Genomic DNA, 25,409 nt, shown 5'->3' with positions numbered 1-25,409 from the left:
GCGTGGCGACGCCGGTAGGTTGTCCCGACCGATGGCTGCCACCTCTTCCTCCACCACCACCCGCCGCACGGGCGCCGCCAAGGCCAAGGCCACCAAGGCCGCCGCTCCGCCGCAGCACACCTTGGTCCTGCTCGTGCGCCACGGCCAGACGCCCACCACCGGGGCGACGCTGCCGGGCCGGGCCAAGGGCCTGCACCTCGCCGAGGCCGGCACGGCCCAGGCCGAAGCGGTCGCCGCCCGCATCGCCGGGCTCCAGAACGTCGAGGCCGTCTACGCCTCGCCCCTCGAGCGCACGCGGGAGACCGCCGCCCCCATCGCCAAGGCCCTCGGCCAGCGCGTCAAGGTCGACAAGGGCCTGCTCGAGTGCGAGTTCGGCGAGTGGACCGGCCGCAAGCTCAGCGAGCTCAACAAGCTCCCCGAGTGGAAGACCGTGCAGCGCTACCCCAGCGGCTTCCGGTTCCCCGGCGGCGAGTCCTTCACCGAGATGCAGCAGCGCATGGTGTCCACGCTCGACCGGCTCGGCGCTGCCCACCGGGGCAAGACCGTGGTGCTGGTGTCGCACGCCGACCCCATCAAGGCCGCCGTCGCCCACGCCCTCGGCACCCACCTGGACCTGTTCCAGCGCATCGTCGTCTCGCCGTGCTCGGTGAGCGCCATCCTCCAGACGCCCACCGGCCCCGTCGTCCTCGCGGTGAACTCCACGGGGGACGACCTCACCAAGCTGGCCCCGTCGTGACCGAGTCCTGGGAGTTCGACCGCCCCGGCCGCTTCACCGTCGGCACGCTGGGCGAGCCGGGCCGCCGCGTCTTCTACTTCCAGGCCTTCGCCGACGGCGCCGAGGTCGCGGTGAAGTGCGAGAAGCAGCAGGCCGTCGCCCTCTCCGAGCACCTCGTCAACCTGCTCGACGACCTGCCCGGCGACGAGCACGTCGACGTGCCCCCGGCCGAGGCCCTGCCCCCCACCGACCTCCACTGGACCGTCGGCTCCATCAGCATCGGCGTCGACCGCAACGCCGCCCGCCTCGTGGTCCTCCTCGAGGAGCTCCTCATCGACGAGGAGGACGACGAGCCCATCACGCGGGACCCGGCCCGCCTCCGAGTGCACCTCACGAGGGAGCAGGTGCAGGGCTTCGCCCGCCAGGTCGAGGCCCTCGCCGCCAGCGGCCGCCCGATCTGCCGCCTCTGCGAGCAGCCCATCGATCCCGACGGCCATGCCTGCCCCCGACTCAACTGAGCCCCGGCCCGCCCGGGCCATCGAGGAGCTGCTGGCCGGCTCCGACCTGGTCCTGCTGGGCCGCATGCCGTGGAGCTCGAACGCCACGTTCCTCTGCGAGCTCTGGCCGAAGGGCAGCCGCCCTGACGCCGGCCTCACCGAGGTCGCCGACGACGGCGAGCCCGACGACGACGAGTGGGACGACGACGAGGACTGGGAGGACGAGGACGACGTCCGCGCCGCGGCCGAGCGCGCCACCGAGGCCGACGACCCGTCCGACGACTACGAGCCGGCCGACGGCGACGGCCCGGCCGATTCCCAGGCGCCAGCGGCGCCTGACAATGCGGCCCAGCCGACCCCGGCCGCCCCCGACCACGACCCCGAGGCCGTCGCCCGGGCCGCCGGCCACGGCCCGCTCGGCCGGGCCATCTACAAGCCCCACCGGGGCGAGCGGCCGCTGTGGGACTTCCCCGACGGCCTGTACCGCCGCGAGGCCGGCGCCTACCAGCTGGCCCGGGCCATCGGCTGGGACGTGGTGCCGCCCACCATCGTCCGCGACGGCCCGTTCGGCCCCGGCTCGCTGCAGTGGTTCATCGAGGCCGACTTCGACCAGCACTACTTCGTGCTGCTCGAGGACGAGGCCACCCACGCCCAGCTCCGCCGCATGGCCGCCTTCGACCTGGTGGCCAACAGCACCGACCGCAAGGGCGGCCACGTCCTCGTCGACGCCCAGCGCCACCTGTGGGGCATCGACAACGGCCTCTGCCTCCACGCCGAGTTCAAGCTCCGCACCGTCATCTGGGACTTCGCCGGCGAGCCGCTCCCCGCCGAACTGGCAGAGGACCTCGACCGCTTCTCCTGCGCCGACCTCGTCCCCGAGCTCCACGAGCTCCTCGACCCCTTCGAGCGCGACGCCCTCCGCTCCCGCGCCCGCGCCCTGCTCAGCGAGGGCCGCCTCCCCACCGACCCCACCGGCCGCCGCTTCCCCTGGCCCCTCGTCTGACCCTTGGGGCGGACGCCCCGGAGTCGCGTCCGACCGGGTCGCGTCCCCTGAGCCGTTGCTCGGTCGACGGGGTGCTTGGGATCGGGACCCCACTCGTCGAAGGTTCCTGTCGCCCAGGGGTCGCCCACCGACCCCAAGCGACAGGAATCCCGCGGGGACGACCGGGTTCGTCCGCAGAACCTTGACACCGATCCATGACACATGGAACCCTGTCGACATGACCGCCACCCTCCACCCCGCCACCGACGTCGATGGGCCGACCGAGCAGCCGGCGAGGAAGCTGGGGGCGCTGGTGGAGCGGCTGAGCCGGCAGTCGGTGGAGAAGCACCACGACGCCTACGTCGACATCGCCTGGGACGATCCCGAGCTGGCCATCGGCCCGGACGACCCTCGGTGCGGGCTCTTCGCCTTCGACCCGCTCGCCCGCACCGCGTGGTTCCAGGACCAGACGCCCGAGCTGCAGGCCCGGATCGGCCTCCACCGGGTCTGCGCGGCGTTCAAGGTCGGCATGCAGTTCGAGAACCTGCTCCAGCGGGGCCTGCTCACCTACGCCTTCCGGCTGCCGAACGCGGCGCCGGAGTACCGCTACCTGCACCACGAGGTCATCGAGGAGTCCCAGCACTCACTGATGTTCCAAGAGCTGGTGAACCGCAGCGAGATGCCCGTGCACGGCATGCCCCGCTGGCTGCGCGCCGTTGCCCCGCCGGCCGTGACGGTCATCCAGCGGGCGTTCCCCGAGCTGTTCTTCATGCTGGTGCTGGGCGGCGAGGACCCGGTCGACCACCTGCAGCGCCGCCAGCTGCGCGAGGGCACCAGCCACCCGCTGGTCGAGCGGATCATGCGGATCCACGTCACCGAGGAGGCCCGCCACATCGCCTTCGCCCGCACCTACCTGAAGGACCTGGTGCCCACGCTGTCGACCACCCGTCGCAAGCACCTGGCCCTCCGGGTGCCGCTGGTGCTGTGGATCATGGCGCCGCTCATGGTCGACCCCACGCCTGAGCTGCATCGCGCCCACGGCGTCCCCAAGGCGGTCCTGGCCGAGGCCCGCCGCAGCCCCGAGGGCCGGCAGCTGCGCAAGGACTGCGTCGCCAAGCTGCGGCGGCTCTGCGCCGAGCTCGGCCTGCTCACGCCCACCGCCCGCCGGGTGTGGAAGCGCTGCGGCCTCTGGGACGACGACGTCGCCCCGGCCTGACCCCCGGTCCCTCAGGCCTCGAGGTCGCCGTCGTCGGACGGTGGGGCCAGGTAGGTCCGGATCTCGGCCGACATGGCCTGGTTGAACAGCACGTCGATGGCGCCGCTGGCCTGGGTGTGGAGGCGCTCGACCGCCTCGGTGAGCTGGTCCAGGTCGCCGCCGGACTCGGCCACGACCTTGGCCACCAGGTGCTCGTCGGCCAGCTTCATGAACGACCGGGCCACCTGGGTGCTGGCCTCGCGGACCACCTCGACCACGTCGAGCATGGCGTCGAGGGGCACGCCGACGTCGCGGAGCTGCTCGGCGATGGCCACCAGCCGGGGCAGCTCGATGCGGATGCGATCGCCTTCGGGGGTGATCAGGCCCATGTCGACCGAGCGCTGGATGACGGGGTCGTCCAGCTCGAGGCCCAGCCGCTCGGCCACCTCGCCGGGCTTGCCGTACTCCGGGGCGACGTCGGCGAAGGGGCCGGTGGCCACCGCGGTCAGCGTGCCGTCGGTGAGGACCCGGGCGATGGCCGCCAGGTTCAGGCCCTCGTCCTGCAGCTCGCGGATCTGGCTCAGCCGGCCCACGTGGCTGTCGCCGTAGTACCCGGTGCGACCGACGATCCGGGGCGGGTGCAGCAGGCCGCGGGACTGGTGGGCGCGGATGTTGCGGACCGTCATGCCGACCTGCGCGGCCAGCTCGTCGATCGTCAGCTCGGTGCCCACCGGTCCGAGGCTACCCGCCGCTCCGGCGGGTCCTGACGGAGGGTCAGGGCGCCCGATGGGGCCGATCAGGCGTCGTCGTCGGCCAGGCCGAGCTGCTCGGCCAGCCGATCGAGCAGGGGGCCGGTCAGGTCCGGGGCGAGCGCCAGCTCGCTGGTCGCCCGCTCCGAGCGCAGCACGACGATCTCGGCGTCCATGCCCCAGAACGCCTCGGTGCGGAAGCGCACCGGGCGCAGCCAGACGTCGTCGATCTCGGTGAAGGTGGCGGTGATGGGGCCTCGGATGGCGGGGAGCCCCACGGCGACGGGGTCCTCGGCGTGCCAGTTCACGACGCCGTCGGGCAGCGAGCCCAGGGTGATGGTCGCCGGGGTCCACGGCCCCCAACCCCGGGCCGAGGTGCGCCGGAGCTGCACGTCGAGCTCGACCACCTCGCCGCGCAGCAGGGCGGCGGCGCCCGTCGCGCTGGCGACGGTCGCGGCCGAACAGGGGCTGGCGGCTCAACGGGGGCTCACGGCGGGGACGAGGTCCGGACGCGGACGGGCCCCGGCCAGCGGCCGGGGCCCGTCGGTTCGCACGGCGGTGCCGAGGCTCAGCGAGCCTTGAGGGCTTCGATGAGCTTGGGCAGGACCTTGTGCACGTCGCCCACGATGCCGAGGTCGGCGATCCCGAAGATCGGGGCCTCCGGGTCCTTGTTGATGGCGACGATGTTCTTGGAGCCCTTCATGCCGACCATGTGCTGGGTGGCACCGGAGATGCCGGCCGCGATGTAGACGGTGGGCTTGACGACCTTGCCGGTCTGGCCGACCTGGTAGCTGTAGGGCACCCAGCCGGCGTCGACGATGGCCCGCGAGGCGCCCGGGGCGCCCTTGAGCATCTTGGCCAGCTCTTCGATCATGTCGAACTTGCCGGCCTCACCGAGGCCACGGCCGCCGGAGACGACCACGGCCGCCTCGTCGAGCTTGGGACCGGAGGTCTCCTCGACGTGGCGGTTGAGCAGCTTGGCGGCGCCGGCGGCACCGGCGTCGACGAGGCCCAGCTCGGCCACCTCGGCGGCAGCGCCACCGGTCTCCTCGGCCACGAACGACTTCGGGCGGAAGGTGGCGATGGCGGGGCCACCGGCGGCGAACTTGGTCTTGACGATCTGGGTGCCACCGAAGATCTGGGTGGACACCACGATGCCGTCGGCCACGTCGATGTCGGTGTTGTTGGTGAGCACCGGCTTGTCGAGCTTCACCGAGAGGCGAGCGGCGATGTCTCGCCCGTCGTAGGTGGTGCCGAGCAGCACGGCGTCGGGGGCGTCGCCGCCCTCGATGGCCGCGGCCAGCGCCGCACCCACGTGCACGCCCTGGAGCTTGTCGGAGATGTCACCGGTGGCGAGCACCTTGGTGGCGCCGTGCTTGCCGACCGTCTCGGCGATGGCAGCGCCGTCGCCGCCGGTGAAGACCTCGACCACGTCCGAGATCTCGCGGGCCTTGGCCAGGATCTCGAGCGAGATCGGGGCGACGGTGCCCTCGGGGGTCAGTTCGGCGTGGACCCACACCTTGGAAAGAGCCATGTCTGCGTTCCTTTCTTGGTGGGGGTTCTCAGAGGACCTTGAGGCCGTCGAGGAAGGCGACGATCTTCTGGAACGACTCGCCGTCGTCCTCGATGACCTCGCCGGCCTCGCGCTCGGGAGCGGCGGCCACGTCGACGATCTCCTGGCCGGCGCCGGCCCAGCCGACGATGCCCGCATCGAGGCCGAGGTCGGCCACGGTGACGGTCTCGACCGGCTTGGACTTGGCGGCCATGATCCCCTTGAACGAGGGGTAGCGGGGCTCGACCACGCCGGCGGTGACCGAGACGAGCGCCGGGAGGGGCGCCTCGCACTCGTCGTAGCCGGCCTCGGTCTGGCGCTGCACCTTGACGGTGCCGTCCGCGATCTCGACCGACTTGGCGAAGGTGATCGACGGCAGGTCGAGGAGGGCGGCGAGCTGCTCGGGCACCGTGCCGGTGTAGCCGTCGGAGGACTCGGTGGCGGCGAGCACGAGGTCGTACTCCCCGGCCTTGCCGACGGCTGCGGCCAGCACCTTGGCGGTGTCGAGGGCGCCGGCGCCCTTGAGGGCGTCGTCGCTCACCAGCACGGCCTTGGCGGCACCCATGGCGAGGGCGGTGCGGAGACCGGAGACCTCGCCGTTGGGGGCCATGGAGACGAGGGTGACCTCGCCGCCGCCGGCCTTGTCGACGAGCTGGAGGGCCATCTCAACGCCGTACGAGTCCGACTCGTCCAGGATGAGCTTGCCATCGCGCTTGAGGGTGTGATCCGGGTTCAGCGCGCCGGGGTCGGCGGGATCCGGGATCTGCTTGACACAGACGACCACGTTCATGGCCCGATTCTGTACGGCGCGCCGCCCGCCACCAAATCCGCGGGGCGCCCCGGCCAGGGTCCACCCGAACGGCGTACCCAGCCGCAGTCCGCCCGCCGACCGCCCGGTTCAGAGGCCCGGGTCGCTCAGGGCCTGGGCGATGCGCGCGATCGAGGTCGCGTCCTGCTGGTAGTCGCTGTGCTCGAGGTTCCCGTAGGTCACCTTCCGCGCCGCCGGCACCACCATGTAGAGGCCGGAGTCGGCGGGGGTGACGTCGTCGGCGGTGGAGGCCAGCACGGTCCAGTCGGTCCCCTTGGCGCCCTGCGGGTTGCCGTTCTGGTTGAGCCAGACGATGTCCTCGGCGCCGGGCTTGAGCTGGTAGCACTGCCCGTACAGGCACCCGGTGGAGTACCAGGCGGCCCCCTTGTGCGGGGTCCCGAGGGTCACGGCGTCCTCCACGAGGAGCTTGGGTGAGAAGCCCGACTGGCCCGACTCCGAGCCGTAGACGGCACCGCGAGCGATGAGCCCGCCCATGGAGTGGCCGACCACGTCAACGGTGATCCCCTTCTTCGTGTACGTCTCGTAGACGTACTTCGAGAAGGCCTTGGCGATCGTCTTCCACGCCGAGGAGTTCGAGATCCCGCTGTCCCAGCTGCGCAGGTTCACGCTGCAGTTGGTGTCGCTGTCGTAGAAGCCGACGGTGACCAGGTCGCCCGTGAAGCCCCGGCTGCGAAGCGCGCTCGACAGCGTGCCGAACGAGCTGTTGCAGTTCACGCCGTTGCCGAAGGCGGAGTAGCCGTGGACCATGATCACCACGCGGTCCTTGGCCGGGGTGCGGGCGGGCTCGCAGGCGGTGGCCCCGAGCGTGGCGAGCAGGCCCACGGCGACCAGGGCCAGGGCGTGCAGGCCCCGGCGGGGGCGGCGGGACGGGGTCACGGTCGGCAGGGCGTCGGTCGGGCGCACGATCAGGCGCCCGGCTGCGCAAGGGCCACGACCACGCGGTCGAGCACCTTCTGGCTGGAGGTCCAGTTCCCGTCGCCGGTGTGCGGGATGTCGCTGTAGCGGACCTTCTGTGCGGCCGGCACCACCATGTAGAGGCCCGAGTCGACCGGGGTCACCTGGTCGGCCTCGGACCCGAAGACGGTCCACTCGGTGCCGCCGACGCCCTGCGGGTTGCCGTTCTCGTTGAGCCACTTGATGTCGGTGGCGCCCGGCTTCATGGTGCTGCACTGGCCCCAGAGGCAGCCGTTGGTGTACCAGGCGGCGCCCGAGTGCGGCGCGCCGAGGGTGGCCACGTCCTCGACCTTGATCGGCGCCGAGAAGCCGGACTGGCCGCCTTCGGCGCCGTAGACCGCGCCCCGGGCGATGAGCCCGCCCATGGAGTAGCCCACCACGTCGACGCTCTTGCCGTTCTTCGTGTAGGTCTCGTAGACGTACTTCGAGAAGGCCTTGGCGACGTCCTTCCACGACGACCCGTTGTCGAAGTCGCCCCACGAGCGCAGGGTCATGTCGCAGTTGGTGTCGCCGGTGTAGAAGCCGACCTTCACGAACGGGCCGGTGAAGCCCTGGGCCTTGAGGCGCCCGATCATGGTGTCGAAGGTGGACCCGCAGTTGGTGGCGCCACCGGTGGCCCACCCGTGGATCAACAGGATCGGCTTGTCCTTGGCGGTGCTGCGGGCGGGCTGGCAAGCCGTGGCGCCCAGTGCGAACAGCGACGCGACGGCGAGCAGGGCGGCGGCACGGATGGTGCGGCGCCCGACGAGTGCTGGCATCTCGGTCTCCCCCCGGAGGTCCTGGCGGCCGGCCCGGATCCGCCGACGGCAGCTGACAGCTTCGCACGCCGACCCGTGGCAGGGCCATCCCCCGGTCCGGTGCCTTCGCCCGGCGAGCGGCCCCTCGCCTACCGTTCGAGGCGCGTGAAGGTCCTGCTGCTCGTCAACCCGTTCTCGTCCTCGGTCACGGCCCGCACGCGGGTGGTCATCCGCAAGGCGCTGGCCGGCGACCACGACGTCGAGCTGGTGGAGACCGCCCGCCGGGGCCACGCCACCCGCCTGGCCCAGGGCGCGGCGGCCGACGGCACCGACGTGGTGGTGGTGCTCGGCGGCGACGGCACCGTGAACGAGGCCGCCAACGGCCTGGCCGAGACCTCGACCGCGCTGGGCGTGCTGCCCGGCGGGTCCACCAACGTCTTCGCCCGCACCCTCGGCCTGCCCAACGATCCGGTCGAGTCCACCGCCGTGCTGCTCGAGGCCATGGAGGCCGGCTCCATCCGCCGCGTCGGCCTGGGCTCGGTGAACGGCCGGTACTACTGCTTCCACGTCGGCATGGGCTACGACGCCGCCCTGGTCGAGCAGGTGGAGAAGCGGTCAGGCCTCAAGCGCTGGGCCGGCCACCCGCTCTTCGCCTGGGCCGGCATCACCACCTGGTTCACGCACTACGACCACAAGCACCCGCACTTCACCGTGCGCTACCCCGACGGCGACCACGTCGACGACGGCTACTTCACGGTGGCCTGCAACACGAACCCCTACACCTACGTGGGCAACCGGGCCTTCGACATCGCCCCCGAGGCCAACCTCGAGAACGGCCTGGCCGTGGTGACGGTGCGCTCGCTGCGCCTCGACCGCCTCCTGCGCATCGTGGCCAAGGCCCTGCGCGCCAACGGCACCCTGGCAAAGGACCCCTTCATCCACTACCGCCACGACGTCGACGGCCTGGTGGTCGAGGGCATCGACGGCAAGCCGTTCCCCTACCAGGTCGACGGCGACTACCTCGGCGAGATCACCCGCGTCGAGCTCCGCCACGTCCCCGACGTGATGGACCTCGTCGTCCCGCTCGACTTCCAGGTCTGAGTCCGACCGATCCGCTGGTCGCCACCCTCCGGCGGGCCTCGGCTCAGGTCGGCGACGGGGTGGCCGATGGAGGGCCATGGGACTGTGGGACCTGCACCAGGAGATGAACATCCGGGCGCTCCAGAGCGACCAGATGCTGGCCGAGACCGCCGCCGACGGCCGCTTCGACAGCGCCCGTGACCAGGCCTACCGGCTGGAGGACCGCCTCGAGCGGCTGCTCCTGCTGACCGACGCCCTGTGGGAACTGGCCTCGGAGAAGCTCGGCGTCACCGAGGAGCAGCTGGCCGCCAAGGTGACCGAGATCGACGCCCGTGACGGCAGCATCGACGGCCGCCGCACCCGCCCGGCAACGACCTGCCCCCAGTGCTCATCGGCCGTCCCCAAGGGCCGAGCCACCTGCATGTTCTGCGGCGCCGCCCAGCCCGCTCCGCCACCCTTCGACACCGTCTGACCGACCGCTCCGCCGTGGTGCAAACCAGAGCGCCTCGGCCAGCACCGAAGCTCCGCTAGTCGTCCTCGGGGGTGATGATCCCAAGGAGTCCCGCCAAGAAGAAGGCCAGCGAGACCACGCCGCAACAGAGCACGGCAGTCCTCCGCGCCTGCGGCTCGAACACGGTTGTGACGACGTACACGAGCAAGATCGGAAGAAGGACGATGGTGCAGAATGCTCGACTTCGGAGGTGCCAGATCTCGAACCGCTTCACCTCTTGCCTCCATGGTCGATCGCTTGATCCACAAGGCTCACCTCCGTCGCCGGCGGTGAGCCGGCACCCAGTTCGGATAGCCCAGGTCCGGATCCACGATGCCAAGGAGGCCGAGCGCCATGCCCCACAGCGCGAAGGGAGCCAGGGCCAGCGCCACGGGCGTGCTCAGGGTCTGGACCAACTGCCACACGGACAGGAGCGAGACGATGCTCGCCACTGACGCAAGCCGCGCGTGAACCCGCGACCGTCCCACCGGGTCGATGGCGAACGTGCCCGCAGTCAGCAGCACGAAGGCTCGTTCCGTCCACGTGCGGGTCACCGGTAGCTCCCCACCTTCACCCCTCCGCTCCTCTGGGCGATGATCCGATCCGAGCCATCACGGTCGCAGCTCAGGTATCGTTTGGCGTCTGCCAGGGTGACCTGGCGGAAGCTACCCATCGCCAAGCCTCCGAGCGCTGCCAGCCCTGCGGCTCCGGAGAAGCAGCTCACCAGCGTCGAGCCCTTCGTAGTCATCGCGTACCGGTCCGATGCGTCGTGGCCCCGCTGCTCACCCCATACCGACGTAGCTTACCGCATGCATCTTCGTCCAGTAGAGACATCTACTACCAAATCCTTCCGACTTCTTCTGAAGCGAAAGACGAAGCACCTCGGCGATTGATTCCGGTCTATCGGCACTATCTGATAGTACTCTTCGAAACCCTGCGCAAGGCTCGAAACACGAAGAGTCGCCCCGGCGGCAACAGACTCCGTCCAATCGATCGACTTGCAGCCTCGATCTTCACAATACCTCACGGAGACCCGTGTGCTTAGGTCATTCCTGAACGAGAATCCGAAACCGCCTCCGGTAGGGTCAGAGCAGCCTGTCAACATGGCCAGTAGTAGGCAGGCAAACCAGATAGTTCGCTCACCTTTGGATCTAGTCAATGTCGACCTTGCCATTGCGATGAATACCTGGAAGGTAGACTTTGGGTCCGCGAAGAAACCGCAACCTACCATTGGTCCAAGTGTGCCAAGGAGTTACGTACCCTCTAACCCCTTCGTCGCCGACCGCTTCTCCCTTCCACCGGTCAATGGTTGCGTCGCCGCGTAGGCCGACCCGCTCGACTCGCCGCAAGAAGTTTGTATGACGATGCAGCCAGCCGCGATGACGCATGCCCCGACGCAGTCGATATGTACCGTAGTAGACGGCATAGGGCCCGACTGCTATCACATTGAGAGCCGCATGCTTTGCAAAGCGAAGGCCACTACGCGCCTTTCGACGCCAGCCACACTTGATGAAGCACATGGTACCCGCGAGGTCGCGGCCGTTGACCGGATCACCGGACGTGTAGTCGTAGTCGTTGGCCGAGCCGCCTTCGACCGGGTCCACCTCCAAGAACCGGCCCAACGTCGGGTCGTACTGGCGGGCACCCATCTCGATCGTCTGCGCAAAGCCATCCTCGTGCTCGGTCATCCGCTGGTGCTGGCCCAACCACGCCGCGTCCATCGGACCCGCCGAGTCGTCCACGAACGGCTGCCCCGTGGTGTGACCGAACGGGTCATAGGTGCGCTCCTCTCCACCCACGCCCCCCGACCCATCAGCGGTCACCACTGGAGCCCCTTCGACCGCTCCGTCTCGAGCCCTCTGTAGCGCTGCCCGAATTCCCTGATTGACCACCTGCCGCCACGCCTTGCGTCGAGAGCACCGCTAGCCGCCCTCCGACTGAACCGTCATTCTGACACAACTCGCCAGAGCACGGCGAAGGAGATCGCGGCGATCAGTGGAGGGAAAGCGCCCACCCAGTCCCGTCGCCAAACGTTGTCGATGAGGTTGAAGGCAGCGACCACGGCGACCAGTAGCGGCAGAAGCGTTGCGAAGGATTTCGCTGCGGAGCGACCAGAAGAAGTCACGTCAATCGAGCCATCGGTGCGGGTGTTGACGGGAGTAGCTTCTATAGCTTCGCAGTGATTGACCTGCGCTGTACATGCCATGGAGATAACCGGCGACCCCAGCAGCGCATCCAGCGCCTAGCGTCTCGAGGCAAGACGCCGAACCTGCCCCGATCGAGTATCCGGCTTCGGCAAAGTAGCCGAGGGTTCGGACCGCACGCCAAGCTCGTCCGTGGCGTATGTGGTTCCAGAGGTGGTGCATCGGGTGCCGGAGTCCGTTGCACAGATGTCGGCAATGCCGCGTCGCGTGACGGTAGATACCACTGGGATGCGTGAAAGCGCCACCAAGAAATCCCCGATTGTATTTGTGGCCACTCCCACACTTCTTCCAGGGGTTGCCGAATGTACCGCAGTTGCCGTCGAGGTCGCGGCCGTTGACCGGATCGCCGGACGTGTAGTCGTAGTCGTTGGCGGAGCCGCCTTCGACCGGGTCCACCTCCAAGAACCGGCCCAACGTCGGGTCGTACTGGCGGGCACCCATCTCTATCGTCTGCGCCAGGCCATCCTCGTGCTCGGTCATCCGCTGGTGCTGGCCCAACCACGCCGCGTCCATCGGACCCGCTGAGTCGTCCACGAACGGCTGCCCCGTGGTGTGACCGAACGGGTCGTACGTGCGCTCCACGCCGGCCACCGTCCCCGCACCATCGGTCACCACCACCGTGTCACCGTGCAGGTTCGGCAACGACCACGTGTCCCCGGCCGCCGCCCTGGTCAGCAACGCCCCACCCGGCAGCGACAGGTCACGCTCGATCACCGCACCCGTGCCGTCCATCACCACGTCCGGCGCATCACCATCACCGGCGAACCCATAGCGCTCCACGTTCGGCGACGCACCCCCCGCCGAGGTCCGAGCGATGATCCGATCCGATCCGTCACGGTCATAGCTCACCACCGTCGAGCCCTTCGTGGTCGTCGCGTGCCGATCCGATGCGTCGTAGCCCCGCTGCTCGCCCCAGACCGACGTGGTGTTCCCGTGAGCGTCGTAGGCGATGGTGCCGACCCCGGCCTCGGTGGTGCCCACGAGGCGATCGGCGGCGTCGTAGCAGTAGGTGGTGGTCACCGCCGAAGGTGCGTCGCCGATGGTCTGGCTGGTGCGGTTGGTGTTCCGACCGGCGTTGGCCTGGGTGCCGGCCGCGCAGCCGGCATCGGCGGTGCCGTAGCCGTAGGTGCTGTGCTGGGTGCCCACGGCGCCGGAGGCGTTGCGGGTGGTCGTCCAGGCTTGGGTGAGGCGCCCGGCGTTGTCGTACACGTAGTCCGCACCCGGGTGCGGGTCGTTGCCGTCGGTGGTGATGCCGGTGATGTCCCCGGCGAGGCTGAGGGTGGCGGCCTCGGTGAAGAGCGAGCTGTTGTCGCTCACGTTGCGCCACGTCCCGCCGACCTCACGCCCCAGCACGTCCCGGGGCACCGGATCGGACTTGGTGCCGTTGGCGTACTGGACCCAGTCCAGGCGGCCAGCGCTGTCGTAGTGCGGGGTGGCCAGGGTCGTGCCATCGAGCACCGTCGGGCCGTCGTTGCCGTCCGCGTCATAGGTCGAGGTCTCGGTGCCCACCGGCGACACCACCGTCGCCTCGCGGCCGACGGCGTCGTAGGTGGTCGTGGTGGTGTTGCCCCAGGCATCGACGTAGCTGCGGGTGCGACCGAGCAGGTCCACCGACGTCGTCACCGTCCGAGCGGTACCGCCGTCGACGGTGTCGGAGCTCGAGGTGGCCAACGGGTTGCCGTTGACCGCGTAGTCGGTGTCGGTGACCCGGCCCGGCGCCCCGCTGAGCGCCGGCACCGCCACCCGGGTGGGCCGGCTGCGGGCGTCGAAGGTGGTGCAGGTCCACGGGTCGCTCCCGACCCGGGTGGCCGCCTCGCGGCCCTGGGCGTCGTAGCGGGTCTCCCGGATGATGCCGTTGGTGCCAGACCCGGCCGGGTCCGCCGATCGCACGGTCTTTGCCATGCCGCCTTGGTTCACCGTGGCCCCGCCGGCACAGGCCGGCAGCGCTGCGGTCTCGGTGGCGCCGTAATAGCTGGTGGCCACCGTCGATGCGGCGCCGGTGGGGAGTTGGTGGGAGACCTCTCGGCGGTAGCCGGTGCCCAGGGGTTCGTACGTGGTGCTGTTCACCAGCGCCAGGCCAGCAGGGTCGGTGGTGGTGGAGGTGGCGAGGCCGTCTTCGGGGCCGAGCCCCGCAGCAGCATCGGTGTAGCTGGTGGCGCTCACCCTGCCGTCCGGGTCGGTGGTCGACGTGACCAGGCCGTACCCGGGGGTGGTCGAGGTCGTCGGGATCCGCACGAACGCCGCGGTGCCCTGGCGCCAGGCGGTGCCGAAGGCGGAGCTGCCGGAGCCGTCGGTGGCGTACTCGATGCTGATCGGCCGCTTGGTCATCGACCGCCGAACCGTTCCCTCGCGCTCCACCGTGGCAACCCTTGCTCGGACCGAGCAGGCTCGGTGGCGGCGCCGGAGCGCACCGCCACCCTGCTCTTGGTCGTTGACCCCGGCGACCTTTCACGTCGTGAGCGTGACATGTGTCTCACCCTCCTGGGTGATGCGGTTCTGCATCCCACGACTAGCGTCGGCCCTTCGCACGCGCTCCTGGGCATGGCGCTCGATCCGAGGGGTCGACGGTGGACCAGGTCCAACAGCACTTCTCGGAGGCGTTTCCCCGCCTCCGCCCGCAGCTGGTGCAGCGCTTGCGTCGCCGCCACGGGCGAGACGAGGCCGAAGACCTGTGCGACGAGGCCTTCGCTCGAGCCTGGGCCGGTCGGGCGAGCTACCGCCCCGACCGAGGACCGATCGATGCCTGGATCAACGGCATCGCCAGCAAGGTCTCGGCCGAACACCTCCGCCGCCGGGCGGTCGCGGCGCGCCACCCGCCCGCAGCGCGGCGGTCCCACGACGAGGGGATCGAGGACCGGGTGGTGGAGGGCGTGATCGCCTCGCAGGCCTTGGCCGTGGTGGCCGCCGCGCTCACCGACACCTCACCGAGCGACGTCGACCTCCTCGCGGCGGCCACGGTGGCCGCCGTCGGAGCGGTCGCGGTCGCCCCCCGAGCGGCGCTCGACCACGTGCGCCTCCACCGCGTCCGCCGGCGGCTCGCCGCCACCGTCGGGCGCAGCTGACTCAGCGGCCGTCGACCACCGAGCGGGCCACGTCGGGGACGTTGGTGCAGAGGCCGTCCACGCCGAGGGCGATGAGGGCCGCCATGCGCTCGGGGTCGTCGACGGTCCACACGTTGACCTCGAGTCCGTGGGCCTGCGCCGCGCCCACCAGGTCCTGGTCGACCACGCCGTCCCACGGGTGCAGGGCGACGTGGCCGGCGGCCGCGACGTCGGCGGCCACCTCGTCCCACGAGCGGTCCTCGTAGTGGTGGAGGAAGGCGGTGGGGATGGCGGCGTCGCCGGCGTGGACGTGGTCGAGGGTGGCGCGGTGGAAGCACGACACCAGCACCTCGGCGTGCGAGCCGCGGCGACCCACCTCGGCCACCACGAAGTCGGCGACGGCGAAGGTCGAGTCGAAGTCGACGTCGTCGGGCCAGTTCTTGATCTCGATGTTCACCGACATCCCGGCGCACGCATCGAGCGCGGCGGTCAGGTCGCAGACCGAGGCCGGCAGGTCGGCGCGATCGAGGGCGACGATGTCGCGTCCATCGGGCAGCTGGGCGTCGTGGTGCACCACGACGGCGCCATCTCGGGTGCGGCGGGCGTCGAGCTCCACCCAGTCGGCACCGAGCTCCTTCGCCAGGTGGAACGCTTCGATGGTGTTCTCGTGGGCGGCCTTGGAGGCGCCCCGGTGTGCGATGACCCGGACCATGGGCGGAGCGTAGGCGCCACGCAGCACGACGCCGTCGGCACGGAACGAGGTCAGGCGGGATGTCTCCCGCGAGCGGTCGTCCGTCACAAGACGGACATGGCGAGCAGCGATCGCGCCAGCCTGTCGGGGCGTCCACCCGTCCCGCCGCTGCCTTGCCCGCACGCCATCGGACGCACCGATCACCCCGCTGACCTCGGTCGATGGCCGCCGGAAGCCGCGCGACCCTGCCGTGTCGCCCGTGTGAACCCGGCCCTAGCCCAATGCGTCCAACGTGTGAAAATTCTGCGAAAAACTGCTTGCAGGAGGAAGCACCGGCCACTACCGTCCATACGGCCCCGCCGACCGCTCCTGCAAATCCAGCAGAGCGGAACGGCATGTGAAGCAAGTCACGAGCATCTCGCCATCGTGACACCCGTCGTGTCTGGAGGCACCCGTGGCTCTGAGTTCTGCTCACCTGCTCTCGCTCACCATCGCATCCGACGAGTGGCGTCGAACCGCCGCTTGCCGGGACACCGATCCCGATCTGTTCTTCCCGGTCGGCACCACCGGCCCGGCCATCGAGCAGATCGAGAACGCCAAGGCCGTCTGCCGCCAGTGTGACGCCCAGACCGCCTGCCTCGAGTTCGCCCTCGCCACCAACCAGGACTCCGGCATCTGGGGCGGCACCTCCGAGGAGGAGCGCCGCAAGCTGCGCAAGCAGTACGCCGCTCGCCAGCGCCGCACGGCCTGAGCACCACCTGATCTGAACCGCCGGGGCGGCGCGTGCCCCGGCGAAGCGCTCCCCCCGCGAAGAACGATGCCGGCCACACGGGCCGGCATCTCTCGTTTTCGCCCTAGTTGGCGATGGTCTCCAAGGGGATGCGCAGCTCGATGACCGTGCCGGGCCCGCCGTCGAGCGGCTCGAACAGGTCGATGGTGCCCCGCAGGTCCGAGGTCACCAGGGCCCGCACGATGCTGAGGCCCAGGCCCTTGGCGGTCTCGACGCTGAAGCCCTCGGGCACGCCCACCCCGTTGTCGACCACGCGGATGGCGATGCCGGCGTCGTCGGACTCCAGCTCCACCCGCACCCGGTCCGCACGGCCCCGCTCCTCCTCCGGCGGAAACGCGTGGTCGGCGGTGTTCTGCAGCAGCTCGGTGAGCACCACGGCCATGGGGGTGGCGATCTGGGCCGGCAGGGTGCCGGCGTCGCCGGTGACCTCGAAGTCGATGTGGCGATCCGGCGACGACACGGCCTCGGCCACCATCTGCACCAGTGGGCGCAGGATGTCGGTGAAGGCGACGTCCTCGCCGGCCTCGCGCGACAGCGTCTCGTGCACCAGGGCGATGGAGCTGATCCGGCGGACCGACTCGGCGATGGCCGACTTGGCGTCGTCGGACCCGGTGCGCCGGGCCTGCAGCTGCAGCAGCGACGAGATGGTCTGCAGGTTGTTCTTCACCCGGTGGTGGATCTCCCGGATGGTGGCGTCCTTCGAGAGCAGCAGCCGGTCACGCTGGCGGACCTCGGTGACGTCGCGGAAGAGGACCACCGCGCCGGACACGCCTTGGGAGTCGAGCATCGGGATGCAGCGCAGGAGGATGATGACCTCGCCCCGCTCGATCTCCTGGGTGATCGGCTTGGCGACGGTGAAGGCGTCGACCACCGGCTCGTCGTCGAGGCCCAGCTCGCCCAGGCGCATGCCCTCGGTGTTGGCGTGCACGCCCATGCGGTGCAGCGCCGACACTGCGTTGGGCGAGGCGTACTCCACGCACATGGCCCGGTCGAGCACCACCGCGCCGTCGCCCACCCGGGGCGACTCCTTCGAGTCGGAGTCCTCGATCGGGTACGGGAAGTCGCCGCTGGCGATCATGCGGGCGAAGCGGTTGAAGATGTCGACGTAGGTCCGCTCGAGCTCGCCGGGCGATCGGCCCACCGACGGCGTCGACTCGCGCGACAGCACGGCGATGGTGCGCCCGTCGTGGCGTACCGGGATGCACAGCACCCGCACCCGCTCGCGCACGGCGCTGACGGTGATCTCGCCCTCGATGATCTCCTCGAGCCGCATGGAGCGGGTGACGAGGGGCCGCTCGGCGTCGCTCACCTGCTCGCCGATGAGGTCGTGGCGGTAGAGCGTCTGGGTGGTGGAGGGTCGGACGTGGCCCACCACCATGAAGTCGCCGTCGCCCTCGGGCGTGTCGATGGTGCCCGAGATCGGCACGAACAGCAGGAGGTCCGAGAAGCAGAAGTCGGCCAGCATGTTCCAGGACGCCACGAGGCGCTGGAGGTGCACGATCTCGGCCAGCGTCAGGCGCGACTGCTTGCGGACGATCTCGGCGAGGGAGGCCACGGCCCCAGGGTAGGGGTCGGTAGGGTCCCGGCCATGGTGGCCATGGACCCCGACCAGCTCAACGCCTTCCTCTCGGCCGCCTTCCCCGGCGCCGAGCACTGGATCCAGGTGGTGCGGGCCGACGATGACGGCGTCGAGCTGCGCCAGCCGTTCGCCGACGGGCAGCTGCGGCCGGGCGGCACGATCTCGGGGCCCACGCTCATGACCCTGGCGGACACCGTGGCCTACGTGGCGGTGGTGTCGCGGATCGGCCCCGAGTTCCTCACCGTCACCAGCCACCTGGCCATGGACTTCCTCCGCAAGCCCCCGCCCGCCGCGCTGCGGGCCACCGGCGAGCTGCTCAAGCTCGGTCGCCGCCAAGCGCTCGTCGCGGTCCGCATCTACTCCGAGGCCAACGACGAGCTGGTGGCCTACGCCACCTCCACCTACGCCCTCCCCAGCACCCCGTCGGTGCCCCGCGCCGACCTCGAGGAGCAGCCGTGACCAGCCTCAAGCGTGGCGGCCACGAGCCGCTCGACCCCGGCGAGGACGTCATCCAAGACGACCTCCACCAGGTGAAGCTGGTCAACTCCGCCGGCTTCAACAACACCTGGGCCGTCCTCGGCCCGGCCTCGCTGGTGCTCATCCCCGTCGCCGCCGTCCTGACGGCCATCAAGCGCATGCTCCAAGGCCGCGACTAGCGCCGCCTCAGGGATCGCTGCCCGGCGACATCGACCTGCAGGATCTAGCCCTCCACGTAGAGGTTCAGGTCGAGCTCGACTTCGAGGTCCACGAGGCGCCTCAGGAGGGAACGGTCGAGCGTGCCGACCGCGGTGGCGTCGTCGGTTCGGACCGAGACGCAGATGGCCGCGGTCAGCCCGTGGTCCCGCAAGAGCTTGAGGTGGACGTCGCGAACGGCGTCGAGATCACCGAGCACTTCGACGACCACGTCGTGCACGTCAGAGGTCCGGCGCACCACGGTCTCTCCTGACCAAGAGGACGTGCGAGGTGTTCGACTCTGCCTCCCGGTCGGCATCGCCCTCGGCTGCCCGGCCACCTCGATCGCCCGGCTCTGTCTGCCGAGCAGTGGCCCGACGAACGAGAGGTCGATCGGATCGGGGGTGGACAGCACGAGCCAAGCCGAGACCCGGGGCTCGGCCTCGTGGGCAACCAGGTCGACCTTGCGCCCATCGGGGTCCACGACCACGGCGTGGCCGTCGTCGCCGATCGTGCCCTGTCCCACTTGGCTCAGGACTCGGGGCAGGTCGTCGGCGCGCAGACCCAACCGTGGCGGGTGCGGCGGCGAGCGATCACCCGTCGCAAGCGGGTGCAGCTCGAGCACCCAGCCGTCGCCGGGATAGGCCAGGTTCCGAGGGTCGCTTCCGTGCTGCTCCTCCGTGAACACGAAGTCGAGATCTTCGTAGAAGGCAGCGGTCGCGTCGAGGTCGGCGCATTGGAGAGCGAGCAGGGATGGCTTGGGTGGCACCGTCGAAGCTTGCCCGCGCATCGGTCTTGATACGGCGCCGGTTACCTCCCCGTCCAACCGAGCGAGCGGGCGAGAACATCCACGATTCGGCGTTCGAGGACGTGGGGCGGCCGCTGGCGTTGGGCTCGTTCTCGTAGCTGACGATGAAGGCACGATCCGGAACCTCCGGTCGGGAACCGAGTTCCTTCCATGCCTCTGCGATCCACTCCGCCCCGCTCCGGGTCTGGCCAGGTTGCCCGGGTCGAAGCCGCTGACCCGGTCGTAGCGGTGAACTTGGTTGAGCACCGCTTCGATCCGCCAGGGTTCCTCTCCGCACTGATCCCATCAGGTGGCGAAGTCCCGCACCCCGGGCACTCCGGCCCTAGATCACCGGGAACCCGCTGGTGAAGGCCACGAGCACGAGGTAGCCGACGAACTCGCCGACCGACCCAGCCAGCACGAGCTGTCCCGACACGGCTGATCGTGAGATGCGCCACGAGAACCAGCCGGTCATCGCATGGCATCCAAGGAGGTACGCAACGAGCACGACGACCAGGCGCCCGTCAGCAAGACCTCGTTGAGGCCCGGAGTCCTCGTGGAGCAAGGCGTCGTAGTCCAAGACGAGGAGCCAGGCCGACCACGCAACGAAGTACGTCGCTGCGCACACCTTGCGGCCGTGCTGGCCCAGGAGTGACGGCGCTGGCGGAGAGGTCGGCGCGGGTGAGGTCAAGGCACTTCGAGGTTTGCGCTGCCCACCGCCGGAGTCTGCCAGTCAGGGTGCCCGATGGGTGACCTCGACGCAGCGGCAGGGGGCACCGGGCCGTGGCCAGCGCAGCAGTGTCAAGACTCGTGACGACGACTTTGGGGCCACCGGCGCCGGTCGGTCAGTGAGGCGCCCACCTGCCGCTCCACCTCGTCCACCCAGGCGAGGTACCAGTCATCGAAGCCGTTCGCCTTGATGGGCCGGATTCCGCCAGCGTTCGCCCGCTCGTCTAGCCAGACCTCTCCTGCGCGATCGCCAGTCACGACCAGCAACACCCACATCGCACATCCCATGTGGGCGATCGGGATCGACCCATCGGTGAGGATTGGGTCGAAGTAGACCCGGTCGTGCGCCTCGAACCAGGCGTCCTGATCGTCCTCGGCGAGGTTCTCCGGCAGTGTCAGTTCGGCATCGGACAGGTTCCACAGCCGTTCGTGGAGGAACGGCCGAGCCGGATCGCCGACGTCGGGTCCCCACGGGCGGGTGTCCTCAGCGGTGTCGCCGCTGGTGCCGAAGGGAAAGAGGCCGTACCCGGGACCGGCACCTCCATCGGCGATCTCGATGAGGAACTGCCGGTAGGGCTCCGGCAGCCGATACCCACCCGCCTGCTCCGCCTGGTGAAGCACCTCGAGCGGTAGGGGCGGGCGGAGGTGGAGGTGGTGCCCTTCGAAGCCGAAGATCGCCGCCGTCTTCCCAAACGCCACCATTCGATCAATCCGGTCTCGGACCTGGCCGAGGTCGCCGCTCGTCACCCTCCAAGCCTCGCACGTTGCTGCCCGACCTTCTCCATAGAAGTGGGGCCAGGGTGCCCACCAAGTGCCCGTCTGCGGCATCCTCGCCCCGGCGATACGGGACGGCCTCAGTAAGGCCCCGAAAGAGGAACCGCTCCGTCTCGATCTGGTCGCTTTGCATCAACCAGGGCATGGATGCGGCCTTCACCCGACGTCGGGGTGACCGATGAGACGATCCCCGTCACGCCAGCGTCAAGGATCGCAGCTTCGAACCCCAACAGTTCACCTCCCCGGGACCTCACGGCGTCCCGGAGGTCGGCGAGCCATTCGTCTTCCGGAGTCGTCGGTTCGAACACCTCAACCTCGCTGGCTCCGCTCGATGCCACGGACCGGCGCACGAGAACCATGTCCTGGCCCCTCCGAAGCCGCTGTGCGACCAACTCCCAGTCGGCTTCAGGCAGCTCGTGACGATCGGTCGACGTGACCGCGCGTTGCAGGAATGCGAGCGGGATGAGCGAGTCGAGATCGTAGAGCGTGAAGTGATCGCCCGGACGGGCCTCCGAAATGCACGCGAGGTATTCGGCGTAGGCCGTGAAGACCACTGTTGTCCGGCCCGATCCGCCAGCGAAGTGGTACTGCCATCCGAAAACCACCGCGTGGGGGCGGCCGAGAACGCCCTGGACTTTGGAACGGTTGTCGTCCGTGAAGAGATCGAGCGCCGGCCCGATGACCCAACCCGGAACGGAACTCCCACCCGCCGATGTCATGACTCAAACTGTCTCACAGCCCAAGCAATCCCAACACAACGGGACCGGCAGCGTCCCCGATGGGCCGCTCAGGAGCAGCGCCGATCTAATGTCTGGAGACGGTGCAAGACGTTGGTCGATGTAGGACAAGCTCCGCAGGCCCGCGCCGATGGGGCCGCCGGAGCGGCCGCATCGGGTGAGCTTGGATCGGTTCCGGCCGGTGGACCTAGGGGCCGGGGTCGGGTGGTGGCCCGGCGTCGGGTCGGCTGTCGAGGGGATCGTCCGAGGCGACGGACGGGGTGCAGCCCGCGGCTGGGGGTGGGTCGGGCCACTCGTCGTCGAGGTCGTCGATGGGGTCGGGTGGGGCGGGGGTGCGGCGGCCGGGACGTTGGCGGTTGTGGGGGCCGCAGCGCAGGCGACCGTTCGCTTGGGTGGTCTCGCCGCCGTCGGTCCACTCGACGATGTGGTCGACGTCGCAGCGCTCCGCTGGTTCCCGGCAGCCCGGGAAGGTGCAGTGGCGGTCGCGGACCTCGATGGCCCGGCGCAGCCCGCCCCGGAAGAAGCGGGACCGGCGACCGACGTCGAGCACCCGGCCACCCGGACCGAACACCACCCGCTCCAGGTCGGCGGTGCTGATGAACGGGGCCAGGTGGCCCGGGCCCACGACGGTGCCGTTGGAGAGCTCGCACACCCGCTCGGCCGTGGCGGGATCGATGATCACGGTGAAGAGGGGCCGGGCCGGCGTGGACCCGGGCGCCATGGCGGCGGACCGCTCGGCCATGAGGGTGACGGCTGCGGCGCGCCGCTGCCCGGGGGTGCGGGCGACCTTGTCGACGGTGGCGTCGTCGCCCCAGGTGGCGCGGGTCTCGGCCCAGTCCTGCTCCCACAGGTGCTGCTCGAGCCGCTCCAGCTCGCCGCAGACGATCGCCCCCCGGACCGGATCGAGCCGGCCGTGCAGGTCGATGGTGCCGCGGTAGGACCTCACCGCTGCGAAGTGCGATCCGTCGATGTCGCGCTGCGCGGCGTCGTCGGCGGCCTCGGCATCGGCGGCGTCGCGCCAGACGGCCAGCACGTGCTGCAGGTCCGCGAAGCACAGGCGCTTGGCGTCGGCCACCAACCGCTCCTCGGCCTCGGCAAAGCGGTCCTGGCGCTTCTTGCCGTTGGCCCGGCACAGCTCGTCGACCTTGTCGGTGGACAGCTCTCCCCGTTCGAACGCGGCGGCGGTCACCGGCATGGTCCGCAGCTTGCGGGCCCGGCGCACCACCACCTTGGCGGCGGTGGCGGAGCAGCCCGTCTCGCGCGCCAGGCGAGCCGCCGGGGAGCGGGAGCCATCGAGCCCGTGCAGGCCCCGGGCCACCCACTCGCCCACCATCTGCGTGCGGGCGGCCTCGAGCAGCACGACGTCGCGCTCGAGGTCCCACAGCGACGACGTGATCACCGAGTTCGCCGGCGCGTGCAGCGCCCCACGCTGACCGGCCACCAACGCGCCGACCGCGAGGTCCACCGCGTCCACGTCGTCGATCAGGTCCATGCCTCTGATCGTACACCTGTTCGATCGCGATTGCTACGGAGAGATCGCAGGAATCTGCTCGATCCAAGCGTCCGAGGAGCCGGCGCGGGCCAGCGAAAACCGGCGAGGCCAGGACCGCCGTCAGCGCCAGATCTTCTCGCCGAGCTGGAGGAGGCCGGCGAGGTCGTGGATGTCGGCGTCGAAGTACGGAACGGCGGCGACGACCTCGGGGCTGCGGGCCAGCCCGGCGCGCTGCTCGGCCTCTCGCTTGGCCACCACCTGGTAGTTGAGGAAGCTCTCCCCCACCGTCGACAGCACCCGGGCCAGGTCTTCGGCGTCGCCCACGTCGCCGACCGCCTCGGCCAGGCCGGCGGGGTCGGCCACCAACCGCTTGGCGACGCCGGTGGTGGCGGTGCGGCGGAGGTAGGCGGGCAGCACCTTGTTGAGCACCAGGGCGCCGAGGTGGAGCTTGCGCTCGTCGAGCGCCTCGATGAAGAACTCGGCCTCGTGCAGCGGTGCCGCCTCCAGGGTGGAGACCACGAGGAAGGTGGTGCGTCGGTCAGCCAGGGTCTTGGTGACGGCCTCGGCCCGCTCGACGAAGCCGGGCGCCATGGTCTGGAACAGCGAGAAGAAGGTGGCGATGTCCTCGAGGAACTGCGAGCCGAGGATGCGATCGGCCACCGTGTAGAAGGGCTTCGACGCCAGGCTCATGACCCGGGACTTGCTGGGGGCGGTCAGCCAGCGCAGCAGCTTGGAGGAGAAGAACTCCGCCATGCGATCCGGCGCCTCGAGGAAGTCGATGGCGTTCCGGGTGGGCGGGGTGTCGACCACGATGAGGTCGTAGGCGCCGGACTGGTGGATCTCGTAGAGCCGCTCCATGGCGATGTAGTCGTGGCTCTGCACGAAGCGCCCGGAGATGTTCTGGTAGAGCGAGTTGGCGAGGATCTGCTCTCGCGTGCGGTCGTCCGGGGCGTGGCGCGCCACCAGGTCGTCCCACGACTGCTTGGTGTCGAGCATGGCGGCCCACAGCTCGCCGCGGGGCTCGATGCCGGCGGCGGCGAAGGCCTCGGCCGGCACGCGGGTCTCGGTGTTGCCGAACCGCTCGAGGCCGAGGGCGTTGGCCAGGCGCTTGGCCGGGTCGACGGTGAGGACCAGGACCTTGCCGCCCAGGTGCGTGGCGGCCATCAGCGCGGCGGCCGCCGCGGTGGTGGTCTTGCCGACGCCGCCGGAGCCGCAGGAGATCACGATCTCCTTGGTGGCCAGCAGCTGCTCGAGGGTGCGGACCTTGTCGGGGTCGACCTTGTCGCGGTCGGCCGCCTTGGCGCGGGGCTTCTTGGCGGTGGCCACTAGAGCTCCTCGCCCAGCAGCTCGGCCACCTGGCGGGTGGCGCGGGCGCCGTGGCTGCGGGTGAACAGGTAGGGCACGTAGATGAGCGGCAACCGCGGGGCGACCGCCTCGCGCAGCGTGGCCAGGTGCCCGGCTCGGGTCCGGCGGAGGGTGACGGCCAACTCGGCGGCATCGAGCACCGGGCCCACGTCGCCGCCGGCTGCGTCGGAGAGGGCCTGCACGCGGGCGGGGTCGCGGAGGGCGTCGAACAGCGCCTCCTCACGGCTGCTGAACAGCTCGGGGAGGACCCGGTTGACCACGATGGCGGCGAGGTCGACGTCGGTCTCGGCGTCGAGGCGCGCGGCGAGGTCGATGGTCTCCGCAACCGGCATCTCCTCCGGCGCCGAGACGATCACCACGCCGGTCTGCTCCGGGTCGGTGAGGATGTCGAGCATCCACTGGGTCTGGTTGCGCACCAGGCCCACCTGCACCAGCTCGTTGATGGCCTGCGGGGCGGTGAGCTGGCCGACGATGTGGCCGGTGGCCACCGAGTCGACCACCACGAGGTCGTAGTGCCGCTCGCGGACCTCCCAGGCCAGCTTGCCGATGGTGAGGATCTCCTTCACGCCCGGCGCGGCGTTGGCGATGAAGTCGAAGGTGCGCGCCAGGGGCCCGATCTTGGCCAGGAACGGGATCTTCAGCTGGAGGCTCAGGTACTCCTTGAGCGACTCCTCGGTGTTCATCGACATGGCCCACAGGCCCGGCTGCAGCTCGCGCGTCGAAGCCGGTGGGGCCGGCCTCGTAGAAGTCGGCCAGGTTGCCCTTGGC

28 protein-coding genes are annotated in these 25,409 nt (G+C 70.2%); 10 read left to right on the top strand and 18 right to left on the bottom strand.

The features are described from left to right. Nucleotides 1-31 precede the first annotated feature (31 nt). The 4 genes from KSP35_RS22180 (at nucleotide 32) to KSP35_RS22165 (ending at nucleotide 3,410) form a co-directional block, all read left to right on the top strand. Entirely contained in the window at nucleotides 32-736 is a 705-nt protein-coding gene (locus KSP35_RS22180; protein ID WP_216997937.1) for an MSMEG_4193 family putative phosphomutase, read from the top strand. Further along, complete coding sequence (locus KSP35_RS22175; protein ID WP_216997936.1) at nucleotides 733-1,233, top strand: DUF3090 family protein; 501 nt, start codon at nucleotides 733-735, stop codon at nucleotides 1,231-1,233. The genes KSP35_RS22180 and KSP35_RS22175 overlap by 4 nt, the downstream gene beginning before the upstream one ends. After that, entirely contained in the window at nucleotides 1,211-2,215 is a 1,005-nt protein-coding gene (locus KSP35_RS22170; RefSeq protein WP_216997935.1) for an SCO1664 family protein, read from the top strand. Before KSP35_RS22175 ends, KSP35_RS22170 begins: the two co-directional genes overlap by 23 nt. A gap of 217 nt (nucleotides 2,216-2,432) precedes the next feature. Then, entirely contained in the window at nucleotides 2,433-3,410 is a 978-nt protein-coding gene (locus tag KSP35_RS22165) for a diiron oxygenase (RefSeq protein ID WP_216997934.1), read from the top strand. An 11-nt stretch (nucleotides 3,411-3,421) separates the two neighbouring features. Here the strand turns inward: KSP35_RS22165 and KSP35_RS22160 are convergent, their stop codons facing one another. The 6 genes from KSP35_RS22160 to KSP35_RS22135 form a co-directional block, all read right to left on the bottom strand. Next, nucleotides 3,422-4,120, bottom strand: coding sequence for a MerR family transcriptional regulator (locus KSP35_RS22160; RefSeq protein ID WP_216997933.1), 699 nt, complete (start codon nucleotides 4,118-4,120; stop codon nucleotides 3,422-3,424). 65 nt (nucleotides 4,121-4,185) lie between these two features. Next, the gene (locus KSP35_RS22155; protein WP_216997932.1) at nucleotides 4,186-4,545 is read right to left on the bottom strand and encodes a hypothetical protein; all 360 of its coding nucleotides are present in this window, start codon (nucleotides 4,543-4,545) and stop codon (nucleotides 4,186-4,188) included. A gap of 161 nt (nucleotides 4,546-4,706) precedes the next feature. Continuing rightward, entirely contained in the window at nucleotides 4,707-5,672 is a 966-nt protein-coding gene (locus KSP35_RS22150; protein WP_216997931.1) for an electron transfer flavoprotein subunit alpha/FixB family protein, read from the bottom strand. Between the two features lie 28 nt (nucleotides 5,673-5,700). Beyond that, the gene (locus KSP35_RS22145) at nucleotides 5,701-6,480 is read right to left on the bottom strand and encodes an electron transfer flavoprotein subunit beta/FixA family protein (protein WP_216997930.1); all 780 of its coding nucleotides are present in this window, start codon (nucleotides 6,478-6,480) and stop codon (nucleotides 5,701-5,703) included. Between the two features lie 108 nt (nucleotides 6,481-6,588). Further along, the gene (locus KSP35_RS22140; protein ID WP_216997929.1) at nucleotides 6,589-7,395 is read right to left on the bottom strand and encodes a triacylglycerol lipase; all 807 of its coding nucleotides are present in this window, start codon (nucleotides 7,393-7,395) and stop codon (nucleotides 6,589-6,591) included. A gap of 29 nt (nucleotides 7,396-7,424) precedes the next feature. Continuing rightward, nucleotides 7,425-8,231, bottom strand: coding sequence for a triacylglycerol lipase (locus tag KSP35_RS22135; protein WP_216997928.1), 807 nt, complete (start codon nucleotides 8,229-8,231; stop codon nucleotides 7,425-7,427). A gap of 144 nt (nucleotides 8,232-8,375) precedes the next feature. Between KSP35_RS22135 and KSP35_RS22130 the strand changes: the two genes are divergently transcribed. Further along, nucleotides 8,376-9,311 (top strand): diacylglycerol kinase family protein, encoded by a 936-nt coding sequence (locus tag KSP35_RS22130; RefSeq protein ID WP_216997927.1) that lies wholly within the window; start codon nucleotides 8,376-8,378, stop codon nucleotides 9,309-9,311. Nucleotides 9,312-9,387: 76 nt separating this feature from the next. Beyond that, a complete protein-coding gene (locus KSP35_RS22125) occupies nucleotides 9,388-9,762 on the top strand; it encodes a hypothetical protein (RefSeq protein WP_216997926.1) in 375 nt (124 codons plus the stop codon). A gap of 55 nt (nucleotides 9,763-9,817) precedes the next feature. Here KSP35_RS22125 and KSP35_RS22120 read toward each other — a convergent pair whose 3' ends face one another. From KSP35_RS22120 to KSP35_RS22105, 4 genes are all read right to left on the bottom strand, one after another. Continuing rightward, the gene (locus tag KSP35_RS22120; protein ID WP_216997925.1) at nucleotides 9,818-10,015 is read right to left on the bottom strand and encodes a hypothetical protein; all 198 of its coding nucleotides are present in this window, start codon (nucleotides 10,013-10,015) and stop codon (nucleotides 9,818-9,820) included. Nucleotides 10,016-10,052: 37 nt separating this feature from the next. Continuing rightward, nucleotides 10,053-10,334: a hypothetical protein gene (locus KSP35_RS22115; RefSeq protein WP_216997924.1), complete on the bottom strand. Its 282-nt coding sequence runs from the start codon at nucleotides 10,332-10,334 to the stop codon at nucleotides 10,053-10,055. 597 nt (nucleotides 10,335-10,931) lie between these two features. Further along, nucleotides 10,932-11,579 carry an RHS repeat-associated core domain-containing protein gene (locus tag KSP35_RS22110; protein WP_216997923.1) on the bottom strand — a complete coding sequence of 216 codons (648 nt, stop codon included), beginning with the start codon at nucleotides 11,577-11,579 and terminating at the stop codon, nucleotides 10,932-10,934. A gap of 327 nt (nucleotides 11,580-11,906) precedes the next feature. Further along, the gene (locus KSP35_RS22105; protein ID WP_216997922.1) at nucleotides 11,907-14,312 is read right to left on the bottom strand and encodes an RHS repeat-associated core domain-containing protein; all 2,406 of its coding nucleotides are present in this window, start codon (nucleotides 14,310-14,312) and stop codon (nucleotides 11,907-11,909) included. A gap of 239 nt (nucleotides 14,313-14,551) precedes the next feature. On the opposite strand from KSP35_RS22105, the gene KSP35_RS22100 reads away from it, so the two are divergent. After that, nucleotides 14,552-15,046, top strand: coding sequence for an RNA polymerase sigma factor (locus KSP35_RS22100; protein ID WP_216997921.1), 495 nt, complete (start codon nucleotides 14,552-14,554; stop codon nucleotides 15,044-15,046). 1 nt (nucleotide 15,047) lies between these two features. On the opposite strand, the gene KSP35_RS22095 is transcribed toward KSP35_RS22100, so the two are convergent. After that, nucleotides 15,048-15,737 (bottom strand): glycerophosphodiester phosphodiesterase, encoded by a 690-nt coding sequence (locus KSP35_RS22095; protein ID WP_216997920.1) that lies wholly within the window; start codon nucleotides 15,735-15,737, stop codon nucleotides 15,048-15,050. A 433-nt stretch (nucleotides 15,738-16,170) separates the two neighbouring features. Here KSP35_RS22095 and KSP35_RS22090 point away from each other — a divergent pair, with 433 nt between their 5' ends. Beyond that, the gene (locus tag KSP35_RS22090) at nucleotides 16,171-16,467 is read left to right on the top strand and encodes a WhiB family transcriptional regulator (protein WP_305853092.1); all 297 of its coding nucleotides are present in this window, start codon (nucleotides 16,171-16,173) and stop codon (nucleotides 16,465-16,467) included. A 103-nt stretch (nucleotides 16,468-16,570) separates the two neighbouring features. On the opposite strand, the gene KSP35_RS22085 is transcribed toward KSP35_RS22090, so the two are convergent. Then, the gene (locus KSP35_RS22085; RefSeq protein ID WP_216997919.1) at nucleotides 16,571-18,061 is read right to left on the bottom strand and encodes a sensor histidine kinase; all 1,491 of its coding nucleotides are present in this window, start codon (nucleotides 18,059-18,061) and stop codon (nucleotides 16,571-16,573) included. A 33-nt stretch (nucleotides 18,062-18,094) separates the two neighbouring features. Between KSP35_RS22085 and KSP35_RS22080 the strand changes: the two genes are divergently transcribed. Together KSP35_RS22080 and KSP35_RS22075 are read left to right on the top strand one after the other, a co-directional pair. Further along, nucleotides 18,095-18,544 (top strand): PaaI family thioesterase, encoded by a 450-nt coding sequence (locus KSP35_RS22080; protein ID WP_216997918.1) that lies wholly within the window; start codon nucleotides 18,095-18,097, stop codon nucleotides 18,542-18,544. Continuing rightward, nucleotides 18,541-18,741 carry a hypothetical protein gene (locus tag KSP35_RS22075; RefSeq protein ID WP_216997917.1) on the top strand — a complete coding sequence of 67 codons (201 nt, stop codon included), beginning with the start codon at nucleotides 18,541-18,543 and terminating at the stop codon, nucleotides 18,739-18,741. Before KSP35_RS22080 ends, KSP35_RS22075 begins: the two co-directional genes overlap by 4 nt. A 44-nt stretch (nucleotides 18,742-18,785) precedes the next feature. Here the strand turns inward: KSP35_RS22075 and KSP35_RS22070 are convergent, their stop codons facing one another. The 6 genes from KSP35_RS22070 to KSP35_RS22045 all read right to left on the bottom strand — a co-directional run bounded on the left by KSP35_RS22070 (nucleotide 18,786) and on the right by KSP35_RS22045 (nucleotide 25,330). Further along, complete coding sequence (locus tag KSP35_RS22070) at nucleotides 18,786-19,547, bottom strand: DUF4279 domain-containing protein (protein ID WP_216997916.1); 762 nt, start codon at nucleotides 19,545-19,547, stop codon at nucleotides 18,786-18,788. A gap of 798 nt (nucleotides 19,548-20,345) precedes the next feature. After that, complete coding sequence (locus KSP35_RS22065) at nucleotides 20,346-21,020, bottom strand: SMI1/KNR4 family protein (protein ID WP_216997915.1); 675 nt, start codon at nucleotides 21,018-21,020, stop codon at nucleotides 20,346-20,348. A gap of 107 nt (nucleotides 21,021-21,127) precedes the next feature. Continuing rightward, nucleotides 21,128-21,766 carry a hypothetical protein gene (locus KSP35_RS22060; protein ID WP_216997914.1) on the bottom strand — a complete coding sequence of 213 codons (639 nt, stop codon included), beginning with the start codon at nucleotides 21,764-21,766 and terminating at the stop codon, nucleotides 21,128-21,130. Nucleotides 21,767-21,971: 205 nt separating this feature from the next. Beyond that, entirely contained in the window at nucleotides 21,972-23,276 is a 1,305-nt protein-coding gene (locus KSP35_RS22055) for an HNH endonuclease signature motif containing protein (protein WP_216997913.1), read from the bottom strand. Between the two features lie 120 nt (nucleotides 23,277-23,396). After that, nucleotides 23,397-24,602: an ArsA-related P-loop ATPase gene (locus KSP35_RS22050; RefSeq protein ID WP_216997912.1), complete on the bottom strand. Its 1,206-nt coding sequence runs from the start codon at nucleotides 24,600-24,602 to the stop codon at nucleotides 23,397-23,399. Continuing rightward, nucleotides 24,602-25,330 carry an ArsA-related P-loop ATPase gene (locus KSP35_RS22045; protein ID WP_254126879.1) on the bottom strand — a complete coding sequence of 243 codons (729 nt, stop codon included), beginning with the start codon at nucleotides 25,328-25,330 and terminating at the stop codon, nucleotides 24,602-24,604. Before KSP35_RS22045 ends, KSP35_RS22050 begins: the two co-directional genes overlap by 1 nt. Nucleotides 25,331-25,409: the final 79 nt, after the last annotated feature.

It is taken from the genome of Aquihabitans sp. G128, from assembly GCF_019048865.1.
Taxonomy (GTDB): domain Bacteria; phylum Actinomycetota; class Acidimicrobiia; order Acidimicrobiales; family Iamiaceae; genus Aquihabitans.
Note: the sequence above shows the minus strand (reverse complement) of the source record. Positions and strands in the feature narration are given on the sequence as shown.

Bases quoted from the DNA above. Each gene is read 5' to 3' on its own strand.
- KSP35_RS22080 (WP_216997918.1), top strand. From the start codon at position 18,095: ATGGTGGCCATGGACCCCGACCAGCTCAACGCCTTCCTCTCGGCCGCC.
- KSP35_RS22045 (WP_254126879.1), bottom strand. From the start codon at position 25,330: ATGTCGATGAACACCGAGGAGTCGCTCAAGGAGTACCTGAGCCTCCAG.
- KSP35_RS22125 (WP_216997926.1), top strand. From the start codon at position 9,388: ATGGGACTGTGGGACCTGCACCAGGAGATGAACATCCGGGCGCTCCAG.
- KSP35_RS22165 (WP_216997934.1), top strand. From the start codon at position 2,433: ATGACCGCCACCCTCCACCCCGCCACCGACGTCGATGGGCCGACCGAG.
- KSP35_RS22105 (WP_216997922.1), bottom strand. From the start codon at position 14,312: ATGACCAAGCGGCCGATCAGCATCGAGTACGCCACCGACGGCTCCGGC.
- KSP35_RS22135 (WP_216997928.1), bottom strand. From the start codon at position 8,231: ATGCCAGCACTCGTCGGGCGCCGCACCATCCGTGCCGCCGCCCTGCTC.
- KSP35_RS22070 (WP_216997916.1), bottom strand. From the start codon at position 19,547: ATGCGCGGGCAAGCTTCGACGGTGCCACCCAAGCCATCCCTGCTCGCT.
- KSP35_RS22055 (WP_216997913.1), bottom strand. From the start codon at position 23,276: ATGGACCTGATCGACGACGTGGACGCGGTGGACCTCGCGGTCGGCGCG.
- KSP35_RS22060 (WP_216997914.1), bottom strand. From the start codon at position 21,766: ATGACATCGGCGGGTGGGAGTTCCGTTCCGGGTTGGGTCATCGGGCCG.
- KSP35_RS22145 (WP_216997930.1), bottom strand. From the start codon at position 6,480: ATGAACGTGGTCGTCTGTGTCAAGCAGATCCCGGATCCCGCCGACCCC.
- KSP35_RS22180 (WP_216997937.1), top strand. From the start codon at position 32: ATGGCTGCCACCTCTTCCTCCACCACCACCCGCCGCACGGGCGCCGCC.
- KSP35_RS22170 (WP_216997935.1), top strand. From the start codon at position 1,211: ATGCCTGCCCCCGACTCAACTGAGCCCCGGCCCGCCCGGGCCATCGAG.
- KSP35_RS22095 (WP_216997920.1), bottom strand. From the start codon at position 15,737: ATGGTCCGGGTCATCGCACACCGGGGCGCCTCCAAGGCCGCCCACGAG.
- KSP35_RS22150 (WP_216997931.1), bottom strand. From the start codon at position 5,672: ATGGCTCTTTCCAAGGTGTGGGTCCACGCCGAACTGACCCCCGAGGGC.